Consider the following 23,490-nt stretch of genomic DNA (forward strand, 5'->3'; position numbering starts at 1 on the left):
AACCGTTCGATGATAGTGCCCTCTTGCAAAGAGTTCGCAAGAGCGCACTGGTCACAAATAAAGCGGAGCGCGCGCCCTAAAATATGGGACATTAGAGGACAAAAGCCCCGAAACTGAGGAGCCGCCCGATGCACCCCGCAATTGAGGACCACGCACGGGCTTGCCTGATCACCGACGGCCCCCAGCGCCACGCCGTCCCGGTCGCCCTCCGGTACGACCCGGAGGAGGACCCGCTGGCGGTGCACCTGATCTTCCCGCCGGACGTCTCGCCCGACGGCGCCGAGAACGAATGGGTCTTCGACCGGTCCCTCCTGGAGGGGGGCATGAGCCGCCCGACCGAAACGGAGAGCGGTGACGTCAGGGTCTGGCCGTGCGGCAGGGTGCAGGCGGTGATGGAACTGCGTTCGCCGCAGGGCATGGCTGTGATCCAGTTCGACCGGACGCCGCTGCTGCGCTTTCTGCGGCGTACGCACGCCGTCGAAGAACCGCCACTCGCCGAAGCCGACCACTGAACCGTCCCCCGCCGAAAACCAATGAGGTCCCCCTGGACCGGACCGGCAGTTGCCGGAACCCCAGGGGGACCTCACCGTCGCACCGGATCCCGTCCCCACGAGCCGGTGCGCGACCGGGACCGCCTTCCGCTCATGGAACGGCCCCGGAGCTTTTCAGTGCCTACGCACGGACCAGCTCCCGCTCGCCCCGAGACGCGTCGTCACCCAGCTCCTTGCGCAGCTGCTCACCCTCGACGTCCACGTTCGGCAGCACCTTGTCGAGCCCGCGCGGCAGCCACCATGCCTTCTTGCCGAGCAGCGCCAGCACGGCCGGCACGATGGCCATCCGTACGACGAAGGCATCGAAGAAGACGGCGATCGCGAGCCCGAAGCCGATCATCTTGACCATCGACTCGCTGGACCCGATGAAGCCGGCGAAGACGGCCATCATGATCACGGCAGCGGCGGTGACGACGCGCGCGCCGTGCTGGAAACCGGTGACGATCGCCTGGCCCGGCCGCTCCCCGTGGACGTACGCCTCACGCATGCGCGTGACGAGGAAGACCTCGTAATCCATGGCGAGACCGAAGACGACACCCACCATGAAGATCGGCATCATCGACATCACAGGCCCGGTCTGCTCGACACCGAACACACTCGCCAGCCAGCCCCACTGGAAGACCGCGACCACCGCGCCGAGCGCCGCCACCACGGACAGCAGGAACCCGAGCGCCGCCTTGAGCGGGACGAGCACCGAGCGGAAGACCAGCATCAGCAGCAGAAACGCGAGGCCGACGACGAGCGCGAGGTAGGGCAGCAGCGCGTCGTTCATCTTCTGCGAGAAGTCGATGTTCATGGCCGTCGAGCCAGTGACCAGGACGTCGGCGCCGGTGTCGGACTTCAGGTCCGTACCCGCGTCGCGGATGGACCGTACGAGCTCCTCGGTCCCCTCCGAACTGGGCCGGTCCTTCGGAACGACGGTAACCACCGACGTGTCGCCGGCCTTGTTCAGCGGCCCGGGCACGGTGGCGGCGACGCCGTCCATGCCCTTCACGGTGTCGGTGACCTTCGCCAGCGCGTCCTTGGGCTCCTCGGCGCCCTTGACGTCGACGACCAGCATCAGCGGCCCGTTGAAGCCCGGCCCGAAGCCGTCGGAAAGCAGGTCGTAGGCCTTGCGCTGCGTGGTGCTGACGGGCTGTGAACCGTCGTCGGGCAGCCCCATCTCCAGCGAGCCCGCGGGTACGGCGACGATGCCGAGCCCCACGACGGCGGTGACCAGCACAGCGACCGGCCGACGCAGTACGAACCGAGCCCAGCGCGTACCCATATTGGGCTTGCCCGCGCCTTCCGCAGCGACCTCGCCCTGCCGCTTGCGGGCCTTGCGCCCGAAGACCTTCTTCCCCGCGAACCCGAGCAGCGCCGGAACCAGCGTCAGCGCGATGAGAACGGCGATCACCACGGTGCCCGCGGCGGCGAAGCCCATCTTCGTCAGCATCGGAATGTTGACGACGGCGAGCCCGACCAGCGCGATCACGACAGTCAGCCCGGCGAATACGACGGCGGACCCGGCCGTGCCGACGGCCCGCCCGGCGGCGTCCTCCGGCTCACGGCCCTCGGCCAGCTCGGCGCGGTAACGGGACACGATGAACAGCGCGTAGTCGATGCCGACCGCCAGCCCGATCATCATCGCGAGCGTCGAGGTGGTGGAGCCGAGGTCAAGAACATTGGCCAGGGCAGTAATGGTTGAAATACCGATCCCCACCCCGATGATCGCGGTGAGCAGTGGCAGCCCCGCGGCGATCAGCGACCCGAAGGTGATGACCAGCACGATCGCGGCGACCGCGACTCCGATGATCTCGCCGGACCCGGTCTCGGGCACGGCCTGCAGCGCGTCACCACCGATCTCGACGGTCAGCCCGGCGTCCCGAGCCTCGTCACCGGCTTCAACGAGTGCCTCCCGGGCAGCATCCGTCAGCTCCATACCGCTGACCTTGTACGAGACCTGCACATAAGCGGTCGTACGGTCACGGCTGACAGCCTTGCCCGCGTACGGATCGACAACCGAAGCGATCTGATCGGCCCCGGCGCCGCTCTTCAGTCCGCCGACAACCTTCTCCACCTCTTCCCGGTGGCCGGCGTCGGTCATCCGCTCCCCTTCGGGAGCCTTGAACACCACGCGGGCGGTGGCACCGTCCGCAGCGGCCCCGGGGAAGCGCTCGTCGAGCAGGTCGAAGGCCTTCTGAGCCTCGGTCCCGGGTATGGAGAAGGAACTGGAAGTGGCAGTGGACGCGGAGGCGGCGCCGACACCGGCGAACACCAGCAGCGCGACCCAGGCGAGGGCGACGAAGGGGCGGCGGCGGAAGGCGAACCGGCCCATTTTGTAAAGGAATGTGGCCACGAGGGCGTACTCCCGGTCAGGTCGTTGGTACGAACAGGGCATGGGTGACCAGCCCGACGACGAGAGCGGTGCGCGTCAGGTGGAGCGTTTCTGCGGGGACGGACGCCGGGCGGGGAGATTCCACAGCGCCGCTGGGGCTAAGCCACGACTACACCGGGGCCATCAGGCAACACCCAGCGCGGGCAGCACCACGGCATCGACGTAGTCGGCGAGAAAGGCCCGGTCGGGCGACCGGCCCTCGATGAGTTCCTGGGCGACGAAGGCGCCGACCAGCATGTGCGGGACGTACCGCAGAGCGGCTGTCTCGGCAGGGATCTCTCCCCGGTCGACGGCACGCCGCAGCAGGCCGTCCAGTCCGGTGAGCTCGGGCGCGAGGAGCAATTCCCGAAGCGCCTGATGGAGATCAGGGTTCGCGTGCACGGCCTGGGCGAGCCCCCGCATCAGCGCGGAGTCCCTCTCCAGCTGACAGTCGTCCGTCCGGTCCACCAGGGCATGGAAGTCGCCCCTCAGCGTGCCGGTGTCGATGTCGGCAACGCTCACGGGCTTGTTGTGCCGCAGTGCCCTGGCCACGAGCTCCGGCTTACTCCCCCACTGGCGGTAGAGGGTGGCCTTGCTGGACCGGGTGCGGGACGCGACGGCATCCATGGTCAGCCCGTCGTACCCGACTTCCCGGAGCAGATCGAGGACGGCTTCGTACAACTCACTCTCGCGTTCGGCCGTAAGCCGTGTGCGTCCCATCCCAACCTCCTCCGAACCGAACGAAACGGTTTCGTACACCACGACGGTACGCCCGCACCCCACCGAAACGAAACCGTTTCGATGGTGTTCTGCGCCACAAGTTGCCGCGCCCCCGCCATGCGGAAAGCATTGGGGGGTGAGCGACGCACCCGGGTCCGTCGGCCCGCAAGAGACCACGCCCGCCGCGCGAAGCACGGTGCCAGGAGGGGACGCGTCGGGGCGCTCCCCGCAGGGCGTTGAACGCAACCACCCCGAAGAAATCCCCGTACCCGAACGCTCGACGCCCGAGGAGACGCCGCGGCGCGGCACCGACCCCGCAGCCCCCGCACAAGGCCGAGGCGCGACCCCGCGAAGCGACACCCTCGCCTACCTCCGCTTCCCGCACCTGCACGGCGACATGCTCTGCTTCGCCGCCGAGGACGACCTCTGGATCGCCCCGATCGTCCCGGCCGGCAAGCAGCCCGACCGGGCCTGGCGCCTCACGGTCGACCGTACGAAGGTCTCCCACCCCCGCTTCTCCCCCGACGGCCGCCACATCGCGTTCACCACCTGGCGCAGCCTCGACCCCGAAGTCCACCTCGTCCCCGTGGACGGCGGCCCCGCCCGCAGACTCAGCTACTGGGGATCCCTCGACACCCGCGTCTGCGGCTGGACCCCCGAATCGCCCGACCACCCCCCGCACATCCTCGCCGTCGCCTCCCACGGCCAGCCGTTCTCGCACTTCTCGTGGGCCTACACCCTCCCCACTGACGGCAGCCCCGGATCCCAGCTCCCCTGGGGCCCGGTCTCCGACATCGCGGTCGCGGACATCGACAATGAGCGCCGTACGCTCCTGCTCACCGGAAAACCCCCGCACGAGCCAGCCGCGTGGAAGCGCTACCGAGGCGGCGCCACCGGCCGCCTGTGGCTGCACGGCAAGCGACTGCTGCCCGACATCGGCGGCCACCTCAACTGCCCCATGTTCGTGAACGGACGCATCGCGTTCCTCTCCGACCACGAGGGCGTGGGCAACCTCTACTCCTGCCAGTACGACGGCACCGACCTCCGCCGCCACACCGACCACGACGCGTTCTACGCACGCAACGCCTCCAGCGACGGCACCCGCGTCGTCTACCAGTGCGCGGGCGACCTGTGGCTGGTCGACGACCTGTCCCCCGGCGCTGTACCGCGCCGCCTGGACGTCCGCCTCGGCGGCCCCCGCGCCGGCCGGCGCACGTACCAGGTCCCGGCCGCCGCCAACGTCGACGGCCTGTCCGTCGACGCCACGGGCCGCGCCAGCGCGGTCGTGGTCCGGGGCAGCCTGTACTGGCTGACCCACCGCGACGGCCCCGCCCGCACCATCACGGACACACCCGGCGTACGGGCCCGCCTGCCCGAAATGCTCGGCGGCAGCGGCCAGGTCGCGTACATCACGGACGCGGAGGGCGAGGACGCGATCGAGATCGCGTACCTGCCGCGCGCGAGCGGCGACCGCGAGCCGCGCCGCCTCGCCGCCGGCAAGCTCGGGCGCGTACACGACCTCGTGTCGGACCCGGAGGGTGAACGCATCGCGATCGCCTCCCACGACGGCCGCCTCCTCCTGGTCAGCACGATGGAAGAACCAGAAGGCGAAGCCGGCGAGGTCACCGAACTGACCCGCTCCACCAACGGCCCCGTCCGCGACGTCGCCTTCTCCCCCGACGGAGCCTGGCTGACCTGGTCGCACCCCGGAATCGGCCGCTCCCTGCGCCAGATCAAACTGGCCAAAATCAAATCAAAACAAATCATCGACGTCACGAACGGCCGCTTCGAGGACGAGAACCCCGTCTTCACGAGCGACGGCCGCTATCTCGCCTTCCTCTCCTGGCGAGGCTTCGACCCGGTGTACGACGTCCACACCGGGGACCTCTCGTTCCCGCTGGGCTGCCGCCCCTACCTCGTCCCGCTCTCCTCCGCGACGCCCTCCCCCTTCGCGGTGTCCGCGGAAGGCCGTCCGGCGGCGGGCGGACTGGACCCGGTGGAGGGCGAGGAGAGCGAGAGCACCGACGGCATGACCGTCCTGGTCGAGGTCGAGGGCCTGGCGAGCCGGGTGACACCCTTCCCCGTGGCCGCCTCCAAATACTCGGGCCTGCAGCCCGTTTCCGGCGGCGGCCTGGTGTGGCTGCGCTGGCCGATCTCGGGAGCACTCGGCGAGACGTTCGCCAATCCGGCCGACATGTCGGGCCGCCCCACCCTCGAACACTTCAACCTGACCAAGGCGCGCAAGACCGAACTCGTGGACCACCTGGACTGGTTCGCGGTGAGCGGCGACGGCACCCGCCTGGTGGTGATGGACGAAGGCGAGATGCGCGCCGTCCCGGCCACCGAGACCGGCGACACCGATACGACGGTCTACCTGGACCTGCGCCGCATCATGCACCAGGTCGACCCGGAGGCGCAGTGGCGCCAGGCGTACGCGGAGGCCGGCCGCATCGTACGGGCGTACTTCTGGGAACCGCACATGTGCGGCATCGACTGGCAGGCGGTCCTCGACCAGTACCGCCCGCTGCTCGAACGCGTGGCGACCCCCGACGAGTTCGCGGACCTGCTCCGCGAGGTCCTGGGCGAGCTGGGCACCTCGCACGCGTACGTCGCCGCCGCGCGCCGCAACGAGGGGCCGCCGCACTACCAGCGCGCTATGGGCCTGCTCGGCGCGAACTTCGTGTGCAGGGACGGGGCATGGCTGGTACGCCGCATCCTCCCCGGCGAGTCGTCCGACTCCAAGGCACGTTCACCGCTGGCCGGTACGGGCATCAGGGAAGGCGCGGTCCTCACGCACGTGGACGGCCGCCCGGTGGATCCGGTGGCAGGCCCGTACCCCCTGCTTTCGGCGGCCGGGGGAACGACGGTGGAGCTGACGTTCAAGCCGGCGGAGGGCGAAGGCCCGGCCCGCCGGGTCGCGATCGTCCCGCTGATCGACGAGCGCCCGCTGCGCTACCAGGACTGGGTGGCCAAACGCCGGGAGGTGGTGCGGGAGTTGAGCGGCGGAAAGTGCGGCTACCTGCACATCCCCGACATGGGCGGCTCCGGCTGGGCACAGTTCAACCGCGACCTGCGGATGGAAGTCTCACTCCCGGCCCTGATCGTCGACGTACGGGGCAACGCGGGCGGCAACATCAGCGAACTGGTCGTCGAAAAGCTCACCCGCACCATCATCGGCTGGGACCTGACGCGCGACGCGCAGCCGGTCTCGTACGCCTCGAACGGCCCCCGGGGGCCGGTGGTCGCCCTGGCCGACGAGGCGACGTCGTCGGACGGCGACATGATCACGGCGGCGTTCAAGTTGCTGAAACTGGGCCCGGTGGTGGGCCAGCGCACCTGGGGCGGGGTGGTGGGCATGACCGGCCGCCACACGCTGGGCGACGGCACAGTGATCACCGTGCCGATGAACGCGGCGTGGTTCGACGCGTACGGCTGGACGGTGGAGAACCACGGCGTGGAGCCGGACATCGAGGTGCTGCGTACGCCGCTCGACTGGGCGGAGGGGCGCCACGCACAGCTGGCCGACGCGGTTCAGGTGGCGCTGGACCTCCTGGCTTCGCGCCCGGCGGCAACCCCGCCGACGTACACGAACGTCCCGAACAAAACCCGCCCGAACCTGCCGCCGCGCACGGGGTGAGTGGGCAGCGATTACGCGGGGCTTCGCCCCACGCCCCCCACACACGGCGCTCCGCGCCGCCCCCTGCCCCACCCCGCCCACCCACTGGAACGGAGCTGCGAGGCGCAGGTCTCCGATGAGTGGCAGAACACCGTCGGCACCCACAACTCCGCAGCCGCCAACGGCGCCCAGCCGCCCCGTGGAGACCCGCACATCCGCAGCCCCGCTCCAACGGGCGGGCGGGGGTGGGGAAGCCCACGGCGCGCAGCGCCGGGAAACCACACCGGCGCGCAGCGCCGGGGGATCCCACCCACCGGCGCGGAGCGCCGACCAGGTGGGGGGCCGGGGCGAAGCCCCGCCCATCGGTGCCCGCACCCCCGCCACGCCACGCGAAAGACGCACCCGGTGGTGATCGGGTGCGCCCTTCACATCACGAGGCAACGCCTCGCACCACGTCAGCCGCGGTAACGCTCCGGGCCCTCGCCCAGCTCGTCATCAATGTCCAGCATGTCCCGGCCCTGCCCCGGCTCCCGGTCCTCCCGGGCCCGACGGACCCGCTCCGACGCTTCGTCCTGTATGCCGCCGCCGCGCGAGGGCTGCGAGCGCTGCGGCGGCTGCTGCTGCCCACTCTGCTTGCCCTGCTTGGCCTGCTTGGCCTGCTTGGCCTGGTCCGCAAGCTCCTGCGCCTTGTCCTTGAACTGGTCCTTGATGCCCATGAGGTTCACTCCTGTTGGGGTGTGACGGGATGGAAGCGGGGTGTAGCGCCCCGCTTACCTCGACCAGACTGACACGACCGGACATTCAACGCATTTCGATCACTAACGCTGCGTACGCGCCTTCTCGTCCGCCTCGCCCCCCGCCCCCACAAGCCCCTTCGAGACCGCCGCCAGCCGAGGCTCGAACCTCTTCATCTCCCGCTGCCCCACCACCCCGATCAGCGCCGGCAGATAACCCCGCACGGACTGCATCCCCCGCAGCCACCACTGCGCGTACACATGCGACGAACGCCGCTCGATCCCCGCGACGATCCGGTCCACCGCCGGACCGAGCGGATACGTCCGGTTCGAAGGCCACGGCAGCCGCTGCCTCAACTCCCGCATCACGTCGTCCTGGTCCGCGCCCCGCACCATGTCCGTGTCGGTCCACGACAGGTACCCGACCCCGACCCGGACCCCGCGATACCCCACCTCGGCCCGCAGCGAATGCGCGAACGCCTCCACCCCCGACTTCGACGCGCAGTACGCCGTCATCATCGGCGCCGGCGTGATCGCCGCCAGCGACGCGATCTGGAGGAAGTAACCCCGGCTTTCCATCAGCACCGGCAGGAACGCCCGCCCCGTCACCGCCCCGCCGATCAGGTTGACCTCGATGACCCGCCGCCAAGCGACCGGATCGGAGTCCACAAACGGCCCACCGGCGGCGACCCCCGCGTTGGCGACGACGATGTCGACCTTCCCGAACCGCTCCTTCACCTCCCGCGCGACCTGCGCCATCGCCTCGTGGTCGGTGACATCGGCGTACCACCAGTCCGCCTCGGCATGCAGCCGCCCCGCCACCTGCTTCAGTTCGTCCGGCTCCAGCCCGACCAGCGCCACCTTCGCGCCGCGCGCCGACAGTTTCCGCGCCAGCAGCTCGCCGACGCCCCGCGCCGCGCCCGTGACGACCGCGACCTGACCCTCCAGGCTCCGCCTGCTGCTCATACGGCCTGCTCCTTCTCTTCACTCGAATCGGCCGGGACGGCCGGGACGGCCGGGACGGCCGGGACGGCCGGGACGGCGACGTACTCACTCACAAGCTCACGAAGCTTCGCCGTGACGACCTCGGGCGCCTCCACCGGCGTCATGTGCCCGACGCCGGTCAGCTCGGTGAGTCCCAGCGAATGCGGCAGCGCCGCGGCAATCTCGCGGGCGTGCACAGGCGGTGTCAGCCGGTCGGCGGTCCCCGCGACGACGGCGGTGGGTACGGTCAACTCCCGTACACCCGCGGCCAGATCCAGCTCGCCCAGCACATGCGACCAGGCCACCCGCGCCGCTCGCGGACAGGCGTGGACGATACGAGCACACTCCGCCACCCGCTCAGGCGACGCCCCGGGGCCCATGGTCCCGTACTTGAGAATGGCCTTCGACAGCGGCGTGACCGGCCCCAGCGGCGCCCGCGCCCCCAGCACCGCCCGCGTCATGCGGGTCCGCAGTCGCCCCGCCCGCATCGGCAGTACGAGCGATTCGGCGACCAGCCGCGAACTGCCCGTACTGCACAGCAGAACCGCTGCCGCGTGCTCACGGAACCCCGGCCGCCCGGCGGCGGCCATCATCGTCATGCCGCCCATGGAGTGTCCGGCCAGTACGGCCCGCTCCCCCGGCGCGAGCGCGGTGGCGAGCACCGCTTCGAGGTCGTCGGCGAGGGCGTCGGTGCTGTATCCGTCGCGCCCGACGGCCGGGGAACGCCCGTGCCCCCGCTGGTCGTACACCACGACCCGACACTCACCTGCACCCGCCAGCTCGCGTACCTGCGCCGACCAGAAGAGCGTCGAGCACGTCCAGCCGTGCGCCAGGACGAGCGCGGGAGCACCCTCGGGTCCGTACACCTCCACGTGCAGGCGAGACCCGTCGGCGGAGACGGCGCTCAGCTCGCGCGAGGCGACAAGCGGCTGCGGCTCACCCACCACCCGCATCAGCCGGCTCATGCGACAACCTCCGCAGCCTCAGCCTCGGCCCCAGCCCCAGCCCCAGCCTTGCCCTCAGCAGCCCGCACCCGGATCACCTCGTACTCCGCGAGGTTCACCTCCCGGGTCGCGCGCCGGAACTCGCTCGGCGTACCGGGCCAGATAGTGGTGTTGCGCCCGTTCGCGTCCAGGTACCAGCTGTCGCAGCCGCCCGTGTTCCACACGGTCCGCTTCATCCGGTCCTGCACCCGCCGGTTCCACGCGTGCACGGCCGAAGCCCGCGGCCCGAGCGCCGCCTTGCCGCCCAGAACCCTCAACTGCCGCAGATAGTCGGCCATGTAATTCAGCTGGGACTCGATCATGAGGATCATCGAGCTGTTCCCGAGCCCGGTATTGGGCCCGATGATCGTCATCCAGTTCGGGAAGCCCACCGCCGTCGCGCCGCGCAGCGACTCCATCCCGCCCTTCCACGCCTCGGCGAGCGTGATGCCGTCCGCGCCCACCACCCGCTGGGCGATCGGCATGTCGGTGACATGGAAGCCCGTACCAAAAACAATCGCGTCGACCTCGGTCTCGGTCCCGTCGGCCGCCACGACCGTGGAACCGCGCACCTCCTTGAGCCCCGAAGCCACGACATCCACATTCGGCTTCGCGAGCGCCGGGTAGTACGAGCTCGACAGCAGGATGCGCTTGCAGCCGATCCGGTACGACGGTGTCAGCTTGGCCCGCAGCGCCGGATCCTTGATCGCCCGCGCCATGTTGGCCTTGGCGATGGACTCGACGGCGCCGAGCTGATTCGGATGCTTCGTAAACGCCGTGACCTGCAACTCCCGTATCCCGAAGAGCAGTCCGCGCCGTGCCTTCCCGGTGAACGGCAGCTGCCGGTGCAGCCACCGCTCGGGTCCGGTGATGGCCCGGTCCATGCGTGGCATCACCCACGGCGGCGTCCGCTGGAGGAGCGTCAGCTTCGCGACGTCGGGCTGGATCGACGGCACGATCTGGATCGCGGACGCGCCCGTCCCGATCATCGCGACGCGCTTGCCGCGCAGGTCGTAGTCGTGGTCCCACTGCGCCGAATGGAAGACCTTGCCAGGGAACCCGTCAAGCCCGGGAATGTCCGGAATCTTCGGATCGGACAGCGGTCCGGTAGCCGAAACCACCACATCGGCGGTCAGCGTGTCGCCCTGCGCGGTCTCGATCTCCCAGCGCAGCTCGTCACCGTCCCAGTGCATCATCTTCACTTCGTGGTTCAGCCTGATGTGCGGCCGCAGCCCGAAGGTGTCGGTGACGTGCTCCAGGTACGCCCTGATGTGCTCCTGGCCTGAGAAAGTGCGCGGCCAGTCGGGGTTGGGCGCGAACGAGAACGAGTACAGATGGGACGGTACGTCGCAGGCGCAGCCCGGGTAGCTGTTGTCCCGCCAGGTGCCGCCCACCGAATCGGCACGCTCCAGGACGACGAAGTCGGTGATCCCCTCGCGGCGCAGCCGGACCGCGGCGCCCAGGCCACCGAATCCGGATCCGATCACCGCCACTCGTATGTGCTCGTGCTCGGCCATGCCGACGCCTCCCGCGGTCCCACGACTCTGCCAGCAATCACTGGCACGATTGGGAGAGTAGAGCAGCGCCGTACTCATGGGTAGGGGTCCAGCAGAGGAAAGTTACCGGCGGTACGACATAAGGTTCCGGGGTGGACAAAGTCGCAGCAGCACGCGAGTACCGCATGGAGGAGCTCGCCAGGGAGGCCGGCATCACCGTGCGCACCCTGCGCTTCTACCGCGAGCGCAAGCTGCTGCCGCCACCGCGCCGCGAGGGCCGTATCGCCTGGTACGACGACCACCACCTGGCCCGGCTGCGCACCATCGCCGCCCTGCTGGAGCGCGGTCACACCCTGAACGGCATCGCGGACCTCGCCACCACCTTCGAGAGCGGCCGCGACGTCGGCGAGCTCTTCGGCGTCGGCGAGGAAGCCACCTCCGCCACCTGGAGCGAGGAGACCCCGGTCCGGCTCACCCCCGAGGACCTCGCCGACCATTTCGCGGGCGAGGTAACCGCGGAGAACCTGGCCACCGCACTCGACCTCGGCTACCTGGCCACCGACGGCGAGGAGATCGTCCACGTCAGCCGCCGCCTGCTGGACGTGTCGGCGGCCCTGGTGCGCGAGGGCGTACCGCTGGCCGCCGTGCTCCAGGCGGGCCGGGAGGTGCGCAAGCACACGACGGCCATGGCCGAGATCTTCGCGACGATGGTCCGCTCCCACCTGGGCGAGGACACGTCCGGCGCCTCTTTGCAACGCCTGCGCCCGCTCGCCAAGAGCGTCGTGGAGGCGGAACTGTCGATGGCCCTGGACCGCCTGATCAGGGCCGAAAAGGACGCCTAGCCACCAGGCCCAGCCGCCACGCCTAGCTGCCGGCCTGCTGCTCGAAGACCACCGTCACTGGCGCGTGGTCCGACCAGCGCAGGTCATAGCTTGCCGCCCGCTCGACGTACGCCTTGACCGCCCGGCCCGCCAGCCCCGGCGTCGCCACCGCGTAGTCGATGCGCCATCCCGAGTCGTTGTCGAAGGCCTTCCCCCGGTACGACCACCAGGTGTACGGGCCCTCCTGGTCCGGGTGCAGTGCGCGCACGACATCGACGTACGCCGCCTCCTCGAACACCCGAGTCAGCCAGGCCCGCTCCTCCGGCAGGAATCCGGAAGACTTCCTGTTCGCCTTCCAGTTCTTGAGGTCGGCCTCCTGGTGGGCGATGTTCCAGTCGCCGCACACCAGCACCTCGCGCCCGTCCGCCGCGGCGCGCTCCTTGAGCCCCTTCAGGTACGGCAGGAACTCGTCCATGAACCGCACCTTCTCGTCCTGCCGCTCCGTGCCGACCTCACCGGAGGGCAGGTACAGGCTGGCGACCGTGACACCGGGCAGGTCCACCTCGACGTACCGCCCACTCCCGTCGAATGCAGCACTGCCGAAACCGATCTGCACCCGATCGGGCTCCCGCCGCGTATAAAGCGAAACACCGGCCCGCCCCTTGGCGGCGGCCGGGGCGTGTACGACGTGCCAGCCCTCGGGGTCGCGCACCTCCTCGGGGAGCTGCCCGGGTTCGGCCCGTACTTCCTGGAGGCAGAGCACATCGGCGGAGGTCCCGGCCAGCCACGGCACGAAGCCCTTCTTGGCGGCGGCGCGCAGGCCATTTACATTTGCGGAGGTCACAGTGAGCACCCCGGCACAATACAGACACCGAAAATCATCCGAAGCCAAGACCCCTGCATAGAAGTACGCTGATACGCATGAATATCCGCACGCGCCCGTACGACCACCCCGACGCCGTGAAGCTCGAAGCCGAGGTGCAGCAGGAGTACATCGAGCGCTACAACGGCGACGGCGACACGACCCCGCTGGACCCCGCCATGTTCCGGCCGCCGGGCGGCCTCTTTCTCATCGCGTACGACGAACAGGACCGCCCCGTCGCCACAGGCGCCTGGCGCACGCAGGAAGAGAACGGCGAGGGCTACGCGGACGGCGACGCCGAACTCAAGCGCATGTACGTGATCCCCGCCTGCCGCGGCATCGGCCTGGCCCGCCGCATCCTCGCCGTCCTGGAGGACGACGCCCGCGCGGCCGGCCGCATACGGATGGTCCTGGAGACGGGCACACAGCAGCCGGAGGCCATCGCCCTCTACACATCGAGCGGTTACACCCCGGCCAAGAAGTTCGGCCACTTCCGCGAGTACGAGGACAGCCGCTGCTTCGCCAAGCCGCTGACACCGTAACGGACATGGCGCGGCATCAACGGAACGACGGGTACGCCAAAGAGCCCCAGCCGGATCTCTCCGACTGGGGCTCTGAGCTGCGGCGGGCGGCGGTGGGCCGTTCACGGGCGGGGTTGAGCTGGGAGTACGAGGGCGTTCCGATAGGGCTTCCCGGCGCTCGGGGTGCGTTTTCCCAAGTAAAAGCACCGCTCACCCAAGTCCTGCCTGCACCGGTTCAGCCGAGAGCCGGGGCGGGTCTCATTGATTGTGCAGATGCCCAAAGCGGCCCCGTCCGGCCCTCTCGGCTGGCTATTTGTGCAGCCATTACCGACGCTGCTTCTATGCGACTCCCCAGCCCGCGCTTCATCCGTGTTGTCAGCCTTGTCGCGATCGACGACGCCCAGCGTGTCGCCCTGTGTGCGCAGCCTGGTTCCACCGCATTGCAATGGGCACTTCCGCAGTGCACCGTCCGGTTTCCGGAGTCGTACAGCCAGGCGGCCGTCCGGCTCGCAGAGCGGAGCTTCGGCGATCGGGGGTTGCGATGGGGATCCGTTGTAGGCCGACGCTGGGCACCCTCACCGACGGCTCCGGTCCTGGCTCGGGTGGAGGAGCGCGTTTTCATTGCCCGAGTCGGCCCTCCCCTACTCGAGGGCCCTGTTCGGGCTGGTCGACCCGACGGGATTGCAGAATGGACACCACGCACATCCCTGGGGCGCGTACTGAATGAACCGTATCTCGATGCCACCGCAAGCCTGGTTGACGGCTATCTCGACGGCTGGCTACCTGACGGCCCGATCAACCTTGAGTGACCGGGAGTCGAACAAGAACCCTGTTCGACCGATCAAGCCTGCCGAGCGGTCAGCGGAAGCCTTCTGACATAGCACGTCAAGGTTGGGTGGCCGTGAGATCCGCACCAGCCCGCAGAGCCGACACAGGTCGGAAGCCGGGCAGACCTCCGCCTACAAGGTCCTCCCGCGTCACATCGGCGTGACGACCGTCCGGTACTCACCGCCGCCCAGGTGCAGCAGGCCCCTCCCCGGAGTGATCGGGTCACGGACCATGCTTCGGGTCGTGCGAATACCGATGAGCTCGCCGCTGGTCGTGTCCTGTGGCGACAGCAGGATGCCGCGCCGCGCCTTCTTCGCTTCGACCTGCCAGCCGCTGTAGCCGCTGCAGACATCGTCCTCGTCGCCTGCGATCACCAGGCCCAGGCCCCGGTCGGCACCTCGTTGGATGATGCGCTTGAACGCCGGGCCGGCATCGCAGTCCTCCAGTTGTTCACCGTCGTCGATCAGCACCACAATCGGCGTCTCGGGCGTCGCAGTCTCGGTGACCTCCTCGAGGTCTTCCTTCTCGATGTCGTCCTCGGTGAAGATCTTCAGTACGCCTTCTTGGCCTTCGAGCTCGCGAACCGGTGAAGTGCGGGGAGCGGCAACCACCAGCCGTACTCCCTGAGCGAGATATGAGCGCGCCAGGTTCATCAGCACGGTGCTGCGGCCCGATTTCGCCGGGCCCGCAATGACGAATGCCGGTACACCCTGCGCCAAGTCCGGGCCGAATCCCGTGAGTTCGTCTCCTCCGATCCCCACCAGGCCCCACAGCGGGGAGCGGGCCGCCTCCGGGTCGCGCAGTCCCCAGGCGTCCTCGAAGGAGACGCGGCGCGGCAGTACGTCCACCCGGAACGGGCGCCGGGAGCGGAGGAGCCCGGCGTCGCGCTCGCGCGCGGTCTCACCGATCTCCGCCAGGGCAGCTGCCTGCCCCTGCCCGGTGGCGTCCTCGGACAGCAGCGCGAACTGGATCTCCGTACCGGCCTCACCACGGAATGCCCGCCCTGGCGGGATCTCCTCGGGGAGCTTGCGCGGGCTGATGCCAATCAGCGAGAAGTCCGAGCGGTCCGCGAGCCGCAGGCCCAGCTTGTCCTCGGTCAGCGAGCTCAACCGTCCGGTGACCAGCTGTCGGTCACCGGTGATCACCAGGTGGATACCGATACTGGCGCCCTCGCGCATGATGACGGTGAGCTGGTCGGTCAGTTCGCCGTTGTCGATCTCGCCCAGCGAGGTCAGCCAGCCCTCCCAACGGTCGAGGAGTACCACGATGTGCGGCAGCCGCTCGTCTTCGGCCGCTGCGGCCCGCTGCTCGCCGATGTCGGCGATGCCCTTCTCAGCCAGCAGTTCCTGGCGGCGGGTGAGTTCACCCTGGAGACGACTGATGAGCCGTACGGCCCGCTCGCTCTGGGCCCGTCCGATGACCGCGCCGCAGTGCGGCAGCGCGGTCAGGGCGTTGAGCGCGCCGTTGCCGCAATCGATGCCGTACAGGTGGACGTCGGCGACCGAGTGGGTGCGGGCGAGCGAGCCCGCGATGGTACGCAGCACCTGGGAGCGTCCACTGCGCGGCGATCCGGGGATCAGCAGATGTCCGAATGAGGCGAAGTCCACCGTGACGGGGCGGCGTTCCTGGTTTGCGGGCAGGTCCTCGACGCCGTAGGCCGCTATTGGCAGCGGGCCGGCCATCGGCGCCGTAGGGATCGAGGTGAGCAGCAGGGTTTCGTCCAGGGCCGGCAGCCATGGGCTGTGCTGCGGCGGAATGGCAAGGCGCGTATTGGCCTCCTGGACCGCGTCTACGAGGACCTTGAGGTCGGTGATTTCCTCTTCCTCGCGGGCCTGGGCCTTCGGCTTCACCAGTGCGGCACGTCCCAGGTTCTCCCATGTGAGCGGCGCCGACCACGGTGCGGTGGCCTGCGGATCAGCGGCGCCCGGCCTGCGGCCACCGACGCGTCCCGACTGGAAGGGGACGAGAGAGGCGTGGCCGAGACGGACATAGGCACGTCCCGGCGTGGACTTGGAGATGTGTCCGGCCTCGGGCGAGTCGATGACGTCGCTGGACTCGCCGCCGTCGGTGACGCGCAGTGCGATGCGGAGGTTCGTATTGGCGCGGATCTCGGGCGAGACGACACCGCTGGGCCGCTGGGTGGCCAGGAGCAGGTGAATGCCGAGCGAACGGCCTCGCTGAGCGATGTTGACCAGACCGGTGACGAAGTCGGGCAGATCGCGGACCATGGATGCGAACTCGTCGATCACGATCAGGAGCCGGGGCACCGGCTGGTGCGATGAGTCGCGGCGTACCAGGTCCTGGTAGTCCTCGATGTCTTTGGCGTCGGCGGCCGCGAGGATGTGCTCGCGCCGCTTGAGTTCGGCGCCCAGGGACTCCAGGGCCCGCTCGACGAGGTGCGCGTCGAGGTCGGTGACCATGCCGACCGTGTGCGGCAGCTTCACACAGTCCTTGAAGGCGGAGCCGCCCTTGTAGTCGATGAGTACGAACGTCATGTTCTCGGGGGTGTTGGCCACCGCGAGAGCCGCCACGATCGTCTGGAGAAGCTCCGACTTGCCCGAACCGGTGGTACCGGCGATCAGGCCGTGCGGGCCGTCGCGCCGGATGTCGATGCCGAAGGGCCCGTCGTACGACTCACCGACCACCGCCATCGTCGACTGGCCGCTCATCCGCCAGCGGGCCGCGATGTCGTCCCCCGTCGGCGGCTCCAGTTGCAGTACGTCCAGCAGACGACTCGAGGAGGGCAGCGCCGAATCCTCGGTCTCACCACTGATGTCGCGCAGCGAAGACAGTGACCGGGCAAGCCGCAGGCACCACGAGGGCGAGACGAAATCAGGCCGTACGTTTCTGACGTGCGCGGCGCCAGTCTGCTCGACGCGCAGACGCAGCCGGGGTTCGGCCTGCTGCGCCTGTGTTTGAGGCTGGGTGGTGTGCCAAGCCTGGAACGAGGGGAACCCGCCGACAGGCTGCCCGGCGACGCTCGTCTCAGGTGCGGTGCTCACCTCTTCAGCCTTCGGCTCGGCGATCACGATGGCCTGGCACTCGCCGGGCAGGAACCGCTCCTCGGCGTCCAGGCACACCGAGTACAGGTGGGCAGCGGGGCCCTCACGCAGCAGTCGTACAACACCCGGCATGGAGCGCAGTCGCCGTGAACCGTCCCAGACGATGACAATGTCGGGATCGCTGAAGGTCGCGCCCTGGCTCTGCTTCTCCTTCAACGCCTTCACGCGGGCGTCCAGCAGCTGGGTGAGCTCGCCGATGCGGGCACCGACGGTCTCGGCGTCCGTGCCGATCAGGACGTTGGCGTCCTGGCCGCTGGACGGGCGGCTGTGCGGCAGCCAGCGCACCCAGTCCCAGCTGGTCTGCGCCGAGGACTCGGTGAGCACATAGAACTGAACATCCATCGGACTGTGCAGAGTCGCGGTCTGTGCCACTGCCCAGCGGCCGAGCGCCTGCGGGGAGTCACCGGGGCCGGCCATGCCGATGACTCCAAGTTTACGGAGTGGCAGCGCGACCGGCGCATCCGGAATATCCCAAGTGACCTTACGGCGGTGCGCATCCTGCTCAGGGTCGTCGAGGACAACCTCGGACGGCAGCTTGCCCGTGCCGACGCGCAGGAGCAGGTGATCGCCGTCCGTGCGGCGTCGCTCCCACAGCCGGGTTCGCGGACCTGTGCCCAAGGTCAGCACCGCGGCCGGATCGAGAACAGCACGGCGCCGGTCGGTGCGTTCGGCGACCAGGGCGTCCTGGGCATCCTTCTCGATACGGGCCTTGTGCTCCTCGTACTCCTTGAGGAGCTTTGCGTGCGACTTCCGTCCGTGCTTCTTGTCCATGAAGTAGTTGGCGAACAGGATGATCGGGCTGAAGACGGCCAGGATCAGGTAGTACCAGCGACCGAAGACCGCGGCCATGGTGACCGCTGAGACGAGCGGGAGGACCGCCATCAGCCAGGGGATGGGCCGGGCGTCCTGTTCGGTGGGGCGCTTGGGCAGGCTGAACTTCGTCTCGCGCTCGGGCGGGCGAAGCCGGGGCGGACGGTTGTAGTCGAACGCGCCGCCGCCTTCGGACCACTTCAGCGCGGCGTCGGGCGGCGAATAGCGGGTGAACTCCAACAGGGTGTTCCCGACGGCCAGTTGCTTGCCCAGCGGCCAGGCGTCCCCGTCGAGCTCTTCCCCGTCCATGCGGACAGCGGAGGCATCCCCTTGCACCGAGACCTGACAATTGCCATCAATGGCGACACTCAATGTGAGCGCATGGTCCGCAAGTTCGGGATCCCCATCGATACGTACCTGTTGCGCCCTACCACGTCCGACCCCGTATCGCCCCACGCCGAGTCGCTGCACGGTTCCTGCCCCCGGCCCGCCCACAACACGCAATTCGACCAGCCCGCCCGGCTCCCCGGGCCAGCACCCGGCAGGGTCGTTGAGACTGACCACCGCACCCTCGCGCAGAGATGAACCCATGACGGTGGCGGCCGGACTGAGCTCGGCCCCGTCGACGAAGAGCCTCGGCGTACCGTCACCCGCCCCGGGCGAAGCACCTATGGAGATCACCTGAGCGCCCCCACCCCCGGCGCGCTCGCCCAGCTCACGTGCGACGTCGCCAACGACTGTCTCGGCATCTGCGTCGAGCACCACGTCGGTGCTGAAGCCGGCGAACGGATCGACGACAGTCAGAGTCAGGCGCACAAACGTCCTCCGCATGCTGAATGTGCGGACGCCAACCGAGCGTGGGCCGCAGGCACTTTGACACTAGCCGCTCGCTGTCTCCCACCGGCAATGCCCCCGTACCTCAGGTCACACCACCCTCTCGGGAGACAGGCCTGTGCAACTGCATCCACTCTCGTAAGCTGCTGCGCAGGTGCCGAAGATCGCATCATCTGTACCAGTGGAGCCACGGGGGTCGGCCCTGCGGCACGTATGAACAGGAGAGCTCCATGGCCAAGGACCTTGACGTCACTTATGAGGAGATGCGGAATGCGGCCAAGCACGTGGGCCGCGAGAAGGAGAAGATCGACGGAAAGCTGACCGACCTGAAGGCCTTCATCCAGGGCCTGGTCGAGGGCGGCTTCGTTACCAAGAGCGCTTCCAAGGCCTTCAACGAGAGCTTCCAGGAGTTCATCCACGGCATGAAGGACACCGCCGAGGGGCTCACCGGCATGAGCGACTACCTGACGATGGCTGCCGACAAGTTCGAGCAGATCGATGAGGAACTGGGAAAGTCCGCGAAGAAGTAGTCACAACTGCTCTACGGCAGGGGGTGGTGGAGCCATGGGGTTGCACCACCCCCTGGTGTGGCTCTGCGCCAGGAAGGCTGTGAACAATGACGGTTGACACCGGACCGGCTCCGGCGCGCCGAGGGGCGCTATCCGGCTACTCGCTGATCCTGCCCCCGGGCTGGGCGCGCATCCCGCTCAGGAAGGGTACGGAGGACGCGGTTCGCGAGGTGGCCGCAGAGACCATCGCGTACGCACCCGAAGAGATCCCGCGGGACGACGTCGCGAGGCTCCGGGCCCAACTCGAGGGCCGACTGCTGGGCTTGGCACACAAGGCAGCGGAAAATTCCGGAATCGACCTGTATCTCCCCACTATGCCGCGCGGTGAAGTGGCCACCCCCTGCTCCATCGTCGTCTCTGAGTTCCGGCTCCAGGTCGGCGAGGGCATGGACCCCGTGGACGTGGCACGGCAGCTGGCCGAGGGCGGGGACACGGAGAGGACGGTCGAGCAGATCTCGGTGGAGGGCGGTATTGGCACTCGCAGCGAGCACGTACGCCCCGCGGACCCGGCGAAGGATGTGAACGATGCCGCGAGGGTCGTGGACTACACGTTTCCGGTGCCGGGGGACCCGGCGCGCTGGCTCAGTGCCTCCTTTTCCACACCGGGGGACGGGGACGCGGAGGGAGAGTTCGCCCTGCTGCTCGTGGAACTCTTCGACGCGATCATGACGACATTCACGTGGCAGAGGAGGACTGATGGGTGACAAGTCCGATCTGAAGGTCGACTACGACCTGCTGGTGAAGTCCGAGGGGGCGCTGACGCACATCAAGAGAGAGTTCAGGAAGTGCGGAAACCGCCAGGACGAACTGGCCGAAGATGTCGGTGCGAAGACGCTGGAAAGCGCCATGCACGAGTTCGCCGACAACTGGAAGGACAACCGCCAACAGATGCTGCAGAACATCGAGGACGTACTGAAGCTGGTCACGAAGGCGCGAGAGAGCTTCGAGGGCCTGGAGCAGGACCTGGTCGACAAGTCCAAGGTCGACGACAAGCGTAAAAAGTAGAAGACCGGTTACAGGGGGCACGGGGCAGCATGACACCGAAGACGCGTCCGAAGGACTGGCAGCCGCTGGCCGGCTCCGATCCCACACCGGGCGACCCCGAGGGTGTACGCGCCAGCGGGAAGACCATGGCCACCACCGGTGAGCAGATCAGGGAACAGATCGACCGCCTCAAGGCCATCGCGGACACGGACGAGCTCAAGGGCAAGTACGTCGAGGAATTGAAGAACGGATCCGACAAGCTCAAGAGCAAGCTGGAGAAGGCGGCCGGCCGCTATGAGAAGGTCTCCAGCAAGCTGACCGAATGGGCTGGCTGCCTCGAAGAGGCCCAGAGCGAGACCGCCCGGGCGCTGACCTCCGCGAAGGAGGCCCAGGACACCTTCCGGGCACTGGTCGGTACGACGGACCTCGACTCGGATGCAGCGAAGAAGGCCGAGAAGGACCTGGTCGCCACGAAGAAGGCGGAGCTGGAGCGGGCGCGGACCACGTTCGAGAACGCCAAGAAGCGCAACAGCAGGGCCGTCGAGGAGTACGGGAACGACGCCAGGCGGATCGCGGACAAAATCCGCGACATCATTGACGACGCCGTCGAGGACGGATTCTGGAGCCTTGTCTCCAACCTGATCGAGCGCAATCTCAAAGCCATCAAGATTGTTCTGGAGATCGCCGGCTGGGTCGCCACCATCCTGGCCGCAGTGGCGCTGGTCATCATGATTGCCGCCATGTTCATGGTACCGGGCGCGGGGTGGCTCGCGGCCGCGGCCCTCATGATGCAAATCGGTTCGTATATCGCGGGTGCGACCCTCGCCACCCACATCGCCATGGCGGGTACTGGTAACGGTGGTTGGGGAGATGTGGCCTTCGACGCCCTCGGTCTGGCCACCATGGGTATGGGCAGAATCGCCGGGCGCGGCCTCAAGAAGGGCGCGGACGCGGCGAGGGAGGCCTCCATCAAGGCGGGGCGCCAGGAGGTGAAGAACGTCAAGCTGACAGAGGCGTACAAAAAAAAGATGGCGGAATTTAAGGCAGACAAGGCGGCTGCGCCCAATAAGCGTGTGAGGAACGGGATTCAGCAGCAGCAGGATGCCTACCGGAAGTCACTGAAACCCAAGGGCGTCGCGAGAGATCTGCCGAACCCCAGCCCGAAGGAGGTCCTGAGGGCGGGTGGTGACCGTGGCGACGCCGCGAGCCTGATGTACGCGCGGAACGAGGCCGCGAAGCGTGGCGGCGACGCCGCCATGAATGCTGCGGCGCAGAGGGCATCACGCTACGGGTCGCTCGCCTTCAGTACCTTCGTTGGTGGGACCCTGATTGACTGGACCGACAAGGGCATCGGGCCCAGCGATGTGGTGGAGGAGAAGCCGAAGGTCGGTCCGTACGGAGATTTCAAGGACTTGGCTCCGAACGATACCGGCATGTACGACTACGCGCCGTAGAGGAACGGGTGGAAAAAGTGAGTTGGGTTCATGTCGACTACGACAATCGGCACTGGGTTCCCCTGCCCCGAGGTGCGTGGGACGAGAGGCCCTGGCGCGACGAGCGGGATTGGGCTGAAGGCGAGGCGGTCACCCTCCTCTTTTACCACGGCATCCCGCAGAAGCGGAAAGAAATCAAGCGCCTCTCGAAGCTACTCGCGGCCCATCGGCAAGTGTTTGAGGAGATGAACACCTATCGAGAGACTTATCTCTATTTCGCGCACCCCAGTGAAGGACCGCTGGCTCTTGTTCTCTGGTACGGGCCGGCAGAGGGCGAACGGGAGGCGACACTCCGCAAGTACGCCCGCGTAGAAAGCCCCGATGCCATGCTTCCACCGCAGGTCGAGAAGTTCTCCACGGAGGGACTCGGTACGGGACTGCACTCCCGTAATCATGTGCAGTTGGACGACCAGTCTGTGGCGATGAACCTCTGGTACGCCTTCCGCAGCGAGAAGCATGGTGTGGACCTCATCGCCTTTGCCTCGTCGGGCGACCTGGGGGAGATCTCCGCTGCGGAGCCTGCCATCAACGAGTTCGTGCAGAGGATCCGGCTCATCGACGACGAATCCGAACTCTAGGAGGCCCCCCGCCGCTGAGCCCGGCTGGTCCGTCGCGTAGCGCGGGGGTTCCGCGTACTGACGACCGGCCGGGCCGCTTCGCGTGCGGCGGCTCTGGCGGCTTGCCGGCCGCGCCAGACCCGCCAGGTCCCGGGCGCCCGCGATCCAAGAAGCACCAGCGGTGGGCCCACCACAATGAGCAGTGTTGCCCAGAGGGGCACGGCGGTGGCCACGGAGGCCAAAGCCATCGCGGATATCGTCCCGTAGGCGTAGATCACGGGGGCGACGAAGCCTTGTGTGACGTCAGCGTCCTCCGCGCGCCTGACGCGGTGCAGGAAGAGAGCGTCGCGGATACGCCGGTATGCGAGATCCAGACACATCGCCGCGAGGAACAGCATGGCGAGGACGCCGACGACATGGTCGCGGGGGGTCCCTGATTCGGTGAACGCCCCGTCGTTCGCTGCCGCGGTCACGACCCCCGTGATTAGCGCCCCGACCCCGCCCAGGCCGGCGGCAGCGCCGTACATCCAGTTCACGAGGAGGCGCCAGCGCCGGGATCCCTGGGTGAGTGGGTTCATGCTCGTGGGTTGACGGCCTAGCTCTCTCGGGTCGCGATGCTGTGGCCTGTCCGGCGAGGTCACGACAGCCATGAATCAAAGGATCTCGTCGACACAGGCAAGACGAGCGCGGCGCGGGGGGCCGTCGTCTG

The 23,490-nt window shown here is 68.4% G+C and carries 18 protein-coding genes; 9 read left to right on the plus strand and 9 right to left on the minus strand.

The annotated features are described in order from the left end of the window. Positions 1 to 128 precede the first annotated feature (128 nt). Positions 129 to 512, plus strand: coding sequence for an SsgA family sporulation/cell division regulator (locus J7E89_RS28275; RefSeq protein ID WP_214977282.1), 384 nt, complete (start codon positions 129 to 131; stop codon positions 510 to 512). A 160-nt stretch (positions 513 to 672) separates the two neighbouring features. Here the strand turns inward: J7E89_RS28275 and J7E89_RS28280 are convergent, their stop codons facing one another. Beyond that, the gene (locus tag J7E89_RS28280) at positions 673 to 2,889 is read right to left on the minus strand and encodes an MMPL family transporter (protein ID WP_214977283.1); all 2,217 of its coding nucleotides are present in this window, start codon (positions 2,887 to 2,889) and stop codon (positions 673 to 675) included. 162 nt (positions 2,890 to 3,051) lie between these two features. Continuing rightward, entirely contained in the window at positions 3,052 to 3,627 is a 576-nt protein-coding gene (locus tag J7E89_RS28285) for a TetR/AcrR family transcriptional regulator (protein WP_214977284.1), read from the minus strand. Between the two features lie 397 nt (positions 3,628 to 4,024). On the opposite strand from J7E89_RS28285, the gene J7E89_RS28290 reads away from it, so the two are divergent. After that, the gene (locus tag J7E89_RS28290) at positions 4,025 to 7,264 is read left to right on the plus strand and encodes a S41 family peptidase (protein ID WP_214977312.1); all 3,240 of its coding nucleotides are present in this window, start codon (positions 4,025 to 4,027) and stop codon (positions 7,262 to 7,264) included. Positions 7,265 to 7,698: 434 nt separating this feature from the next. Here J7E89_RS28290 and J7E89_RS28295 read toward each other — a convergent pair whose 3' ends face one another. From J7E89_RS28295 to J7E89_RS28310, 4 genes are all read right to left on the minus strand, one after another. Continuing rightward, positions 7,699 to 7,959 carry a hypothetical protein gene (locus J7E89_RS28295; protein ID WP_214977285.1) on the minus strand — a complete coding sequence of 87 codons (261 nt, stop codon included), beginning with the start codon at positions 7,957 to 7,959 and terminating at the stop codon, positions 7,699 to 7,701. A 102-nt stretch (positions 7,960 to 8,061) separates the two neighbouring features. Beyond that, positions 8,062 to 8,943 carry an SDR family oxidoreductase gene (locus J7E89_RS28300; RefSeq protein ID WP_214977286.1) on the minus strand — a complete coding sequence of 294 codons (882 nt, stop codon included), beginning with the start codon at positions 8,941 to 8,943 and terminating at the stop codon, positions 8,062 to 8,064. After that, positions 8,940 to 9,926, minus strand: coding sequence for an alpha/beta fold hydrolase (locus J7E89_RS28305; protein WP_214977287.1), 987 nt, complete (start codon positions 9,924 to 9,926; stop codon positions 8,940 to 8,942). Before J7E89_RS28305 ends, J7E89_RS28300 begins: the two co-directional genes overlap by 4 nt. Continuing rightward, positions 9,923 to 11,461: an NAD(P)/FAD-dependent oxidoreductase gene (locus J7E89_RS28310; RefSeq protein WP_214977288.1), complete on the minus strand. Its 1,539-nt coding sequence runs from the start codon at positions 11,459 to 11,461 to the stop codon at positions 9,923 to 9,925. The genes J7E89_RS28305 and J7E89_RS28310 overlap by 4 nt, the downstream gene beginning before the upstream one ends. 164 nt (positions 11,462 to 11,625) lie before the next feature. Between J7E89_RS28310 and J7E89_RS28315 the strand changes: the two genes are divergently transcribed. Beyond that, positions 11,626 to 12,282 (plus strand): MerR family transcriptional regulator, encoded by a 657-nt coding sequence (locus J7E89_RS28315; RefSeq protein ID WP_214977313.1) that lies wholly within the window; start codon positions 11,626 to 11,628, stop codon positions 12,280 to 12,282. A 22-nt stretch (positions 12,283 to 12,304) separates the two neighbouring features. Here J7E89_RS28315 and J7E89_RS28320 read toward each other — a convergent pair whose 3' ends face one another. Next, positions 12,305 to 13,114: an exodeoxyribonuclease III gene (locus tag J7E89_RS28320; protein WP_214977289.1), complete on the minus strand. Its 810-nt coding sequence runs from the start codon at positions 13,112 to 13,114 to the stop codon at positions 12,305 to 12,307. Positions 13,115 to 13,182: 68 nt separating this feature from the next. Between J7E89_RS28320 and J7E89_RS28325 the strand changes: the two genes are divergently transcribed. After that, the gene (locus J7E89_RS28325) at positions 13,183 to 13,665 is read left to right on the plus strand and encodes a GNAT family N-acetyltransferase (protein WP_214977290.1); all 483 of its coding nucleotides are present in this window, start codon (positions 13,183 to 13,185) and stop codon (positions 13,663 to 13,665) included. A gap of 956 nt (positions 13,666 to 14,621) precedes the next feature. Here the strand turns inward: J7E89_RS28325 and J7E89_RS28330 are convergent. After that, entirely contained in the window at positions 14,622 to 19,160 is a 4,539-nt protein-coding gene (locus J7E89_RS28330) for an FtsK/SpoIIIE domain-containing protein (protein WP_214977291.1), read from the minus strand. A 248-nt stretch (positions 19,161 to 19,408) separates the two neighbouring features. Between J7E89_RS28330 and J7E89_RS28335 the strand changes: the two genes are divergently transcribed. From J7E89_RS28335 to J7E89_RS28355, 5 genes are all read left to right on the plus strand, one after another. Further along, positions 19,409 to 19,708, plus strand: coding sequence for a WXG100 family type VII secretion target (locus J7E89_RS28335; RefSeq protein WP_214977292.1), 300 nt, complete (start codon positions 19,409 to 19,411; stop codon positions 19,706 to 19,708). Positions 19,709 to 19,794: 86 nt separating this feature from the next. Then, positions 19,795 to 20,451, plus strand: a complete 657-nt coding sequence (locus J7E89_RS28340; RefSeq protein WP_214977293.1) for a hypothetical protein — start codon at positions 19,795 to 19,797, stop codon at positions 20,449 to 20,451. Beyond that, entirely contained in the window at positions 20,444 to 20,752 is a 309-nt protein-coding gene (locus J7E89_RS28345) for a hypothetical protein (protein ID WP_214977294.1), read from the plus strand. Before J7E89_RS28340 ends, J7E89_RS28345 begins: the two co-directional genes overlap by 8 nt. A gap of 29 nt (positions 20,753 to 20,781) precedes the next feature. Beyond that, positions 20,782 to 22,185 (plus strand): hypothetical protein, encoded by a 1,404-nt coding sequence (locus tag J7E89_RS28350; RefSeq protein ID WP_214977295.1) that lies wholly within the window; start codon positions 20,782 to 20,784, stop codon positions 22,183 to 22,185. Between the two features lie 8 nt (positions 22,186 to 22,193). Continuing rightward, a complete protein-coding gene (locus J7E89_RS28355; RefSeq protein WP_214977296.1) occupies positions 22,194 to 22,802 on the plus strand; it encodes a hypothetical protein in 609 nt (202 codons plus the stop codon). Here J7E89_RS28355 and J7E89_RS28360 read toward each other — a convergent pair. Then, entirely contained in the window at positions 22,799 to 23,359 is a 561-nt protein-coding gene (locus J7E89_RS28360) for a hypothetical protein (protein WP_214977297.1), read from the minus strand. The two genes, J7E89_RS28355 and J7E89_RS28360, sit on opposite strands and share 4 nt — an antisense overlap. Positions 23,360 to 23,490 lie beyond the last annotated feature (131 nt).

The organism is Streptomyces sp. ISL-100 (assembly GCF_018614615.1).
GTDB lineage: Bacteria > Actinomycetota > Actinomycetes > Streptomycetales > Streptomycetaceae > Streptomyces.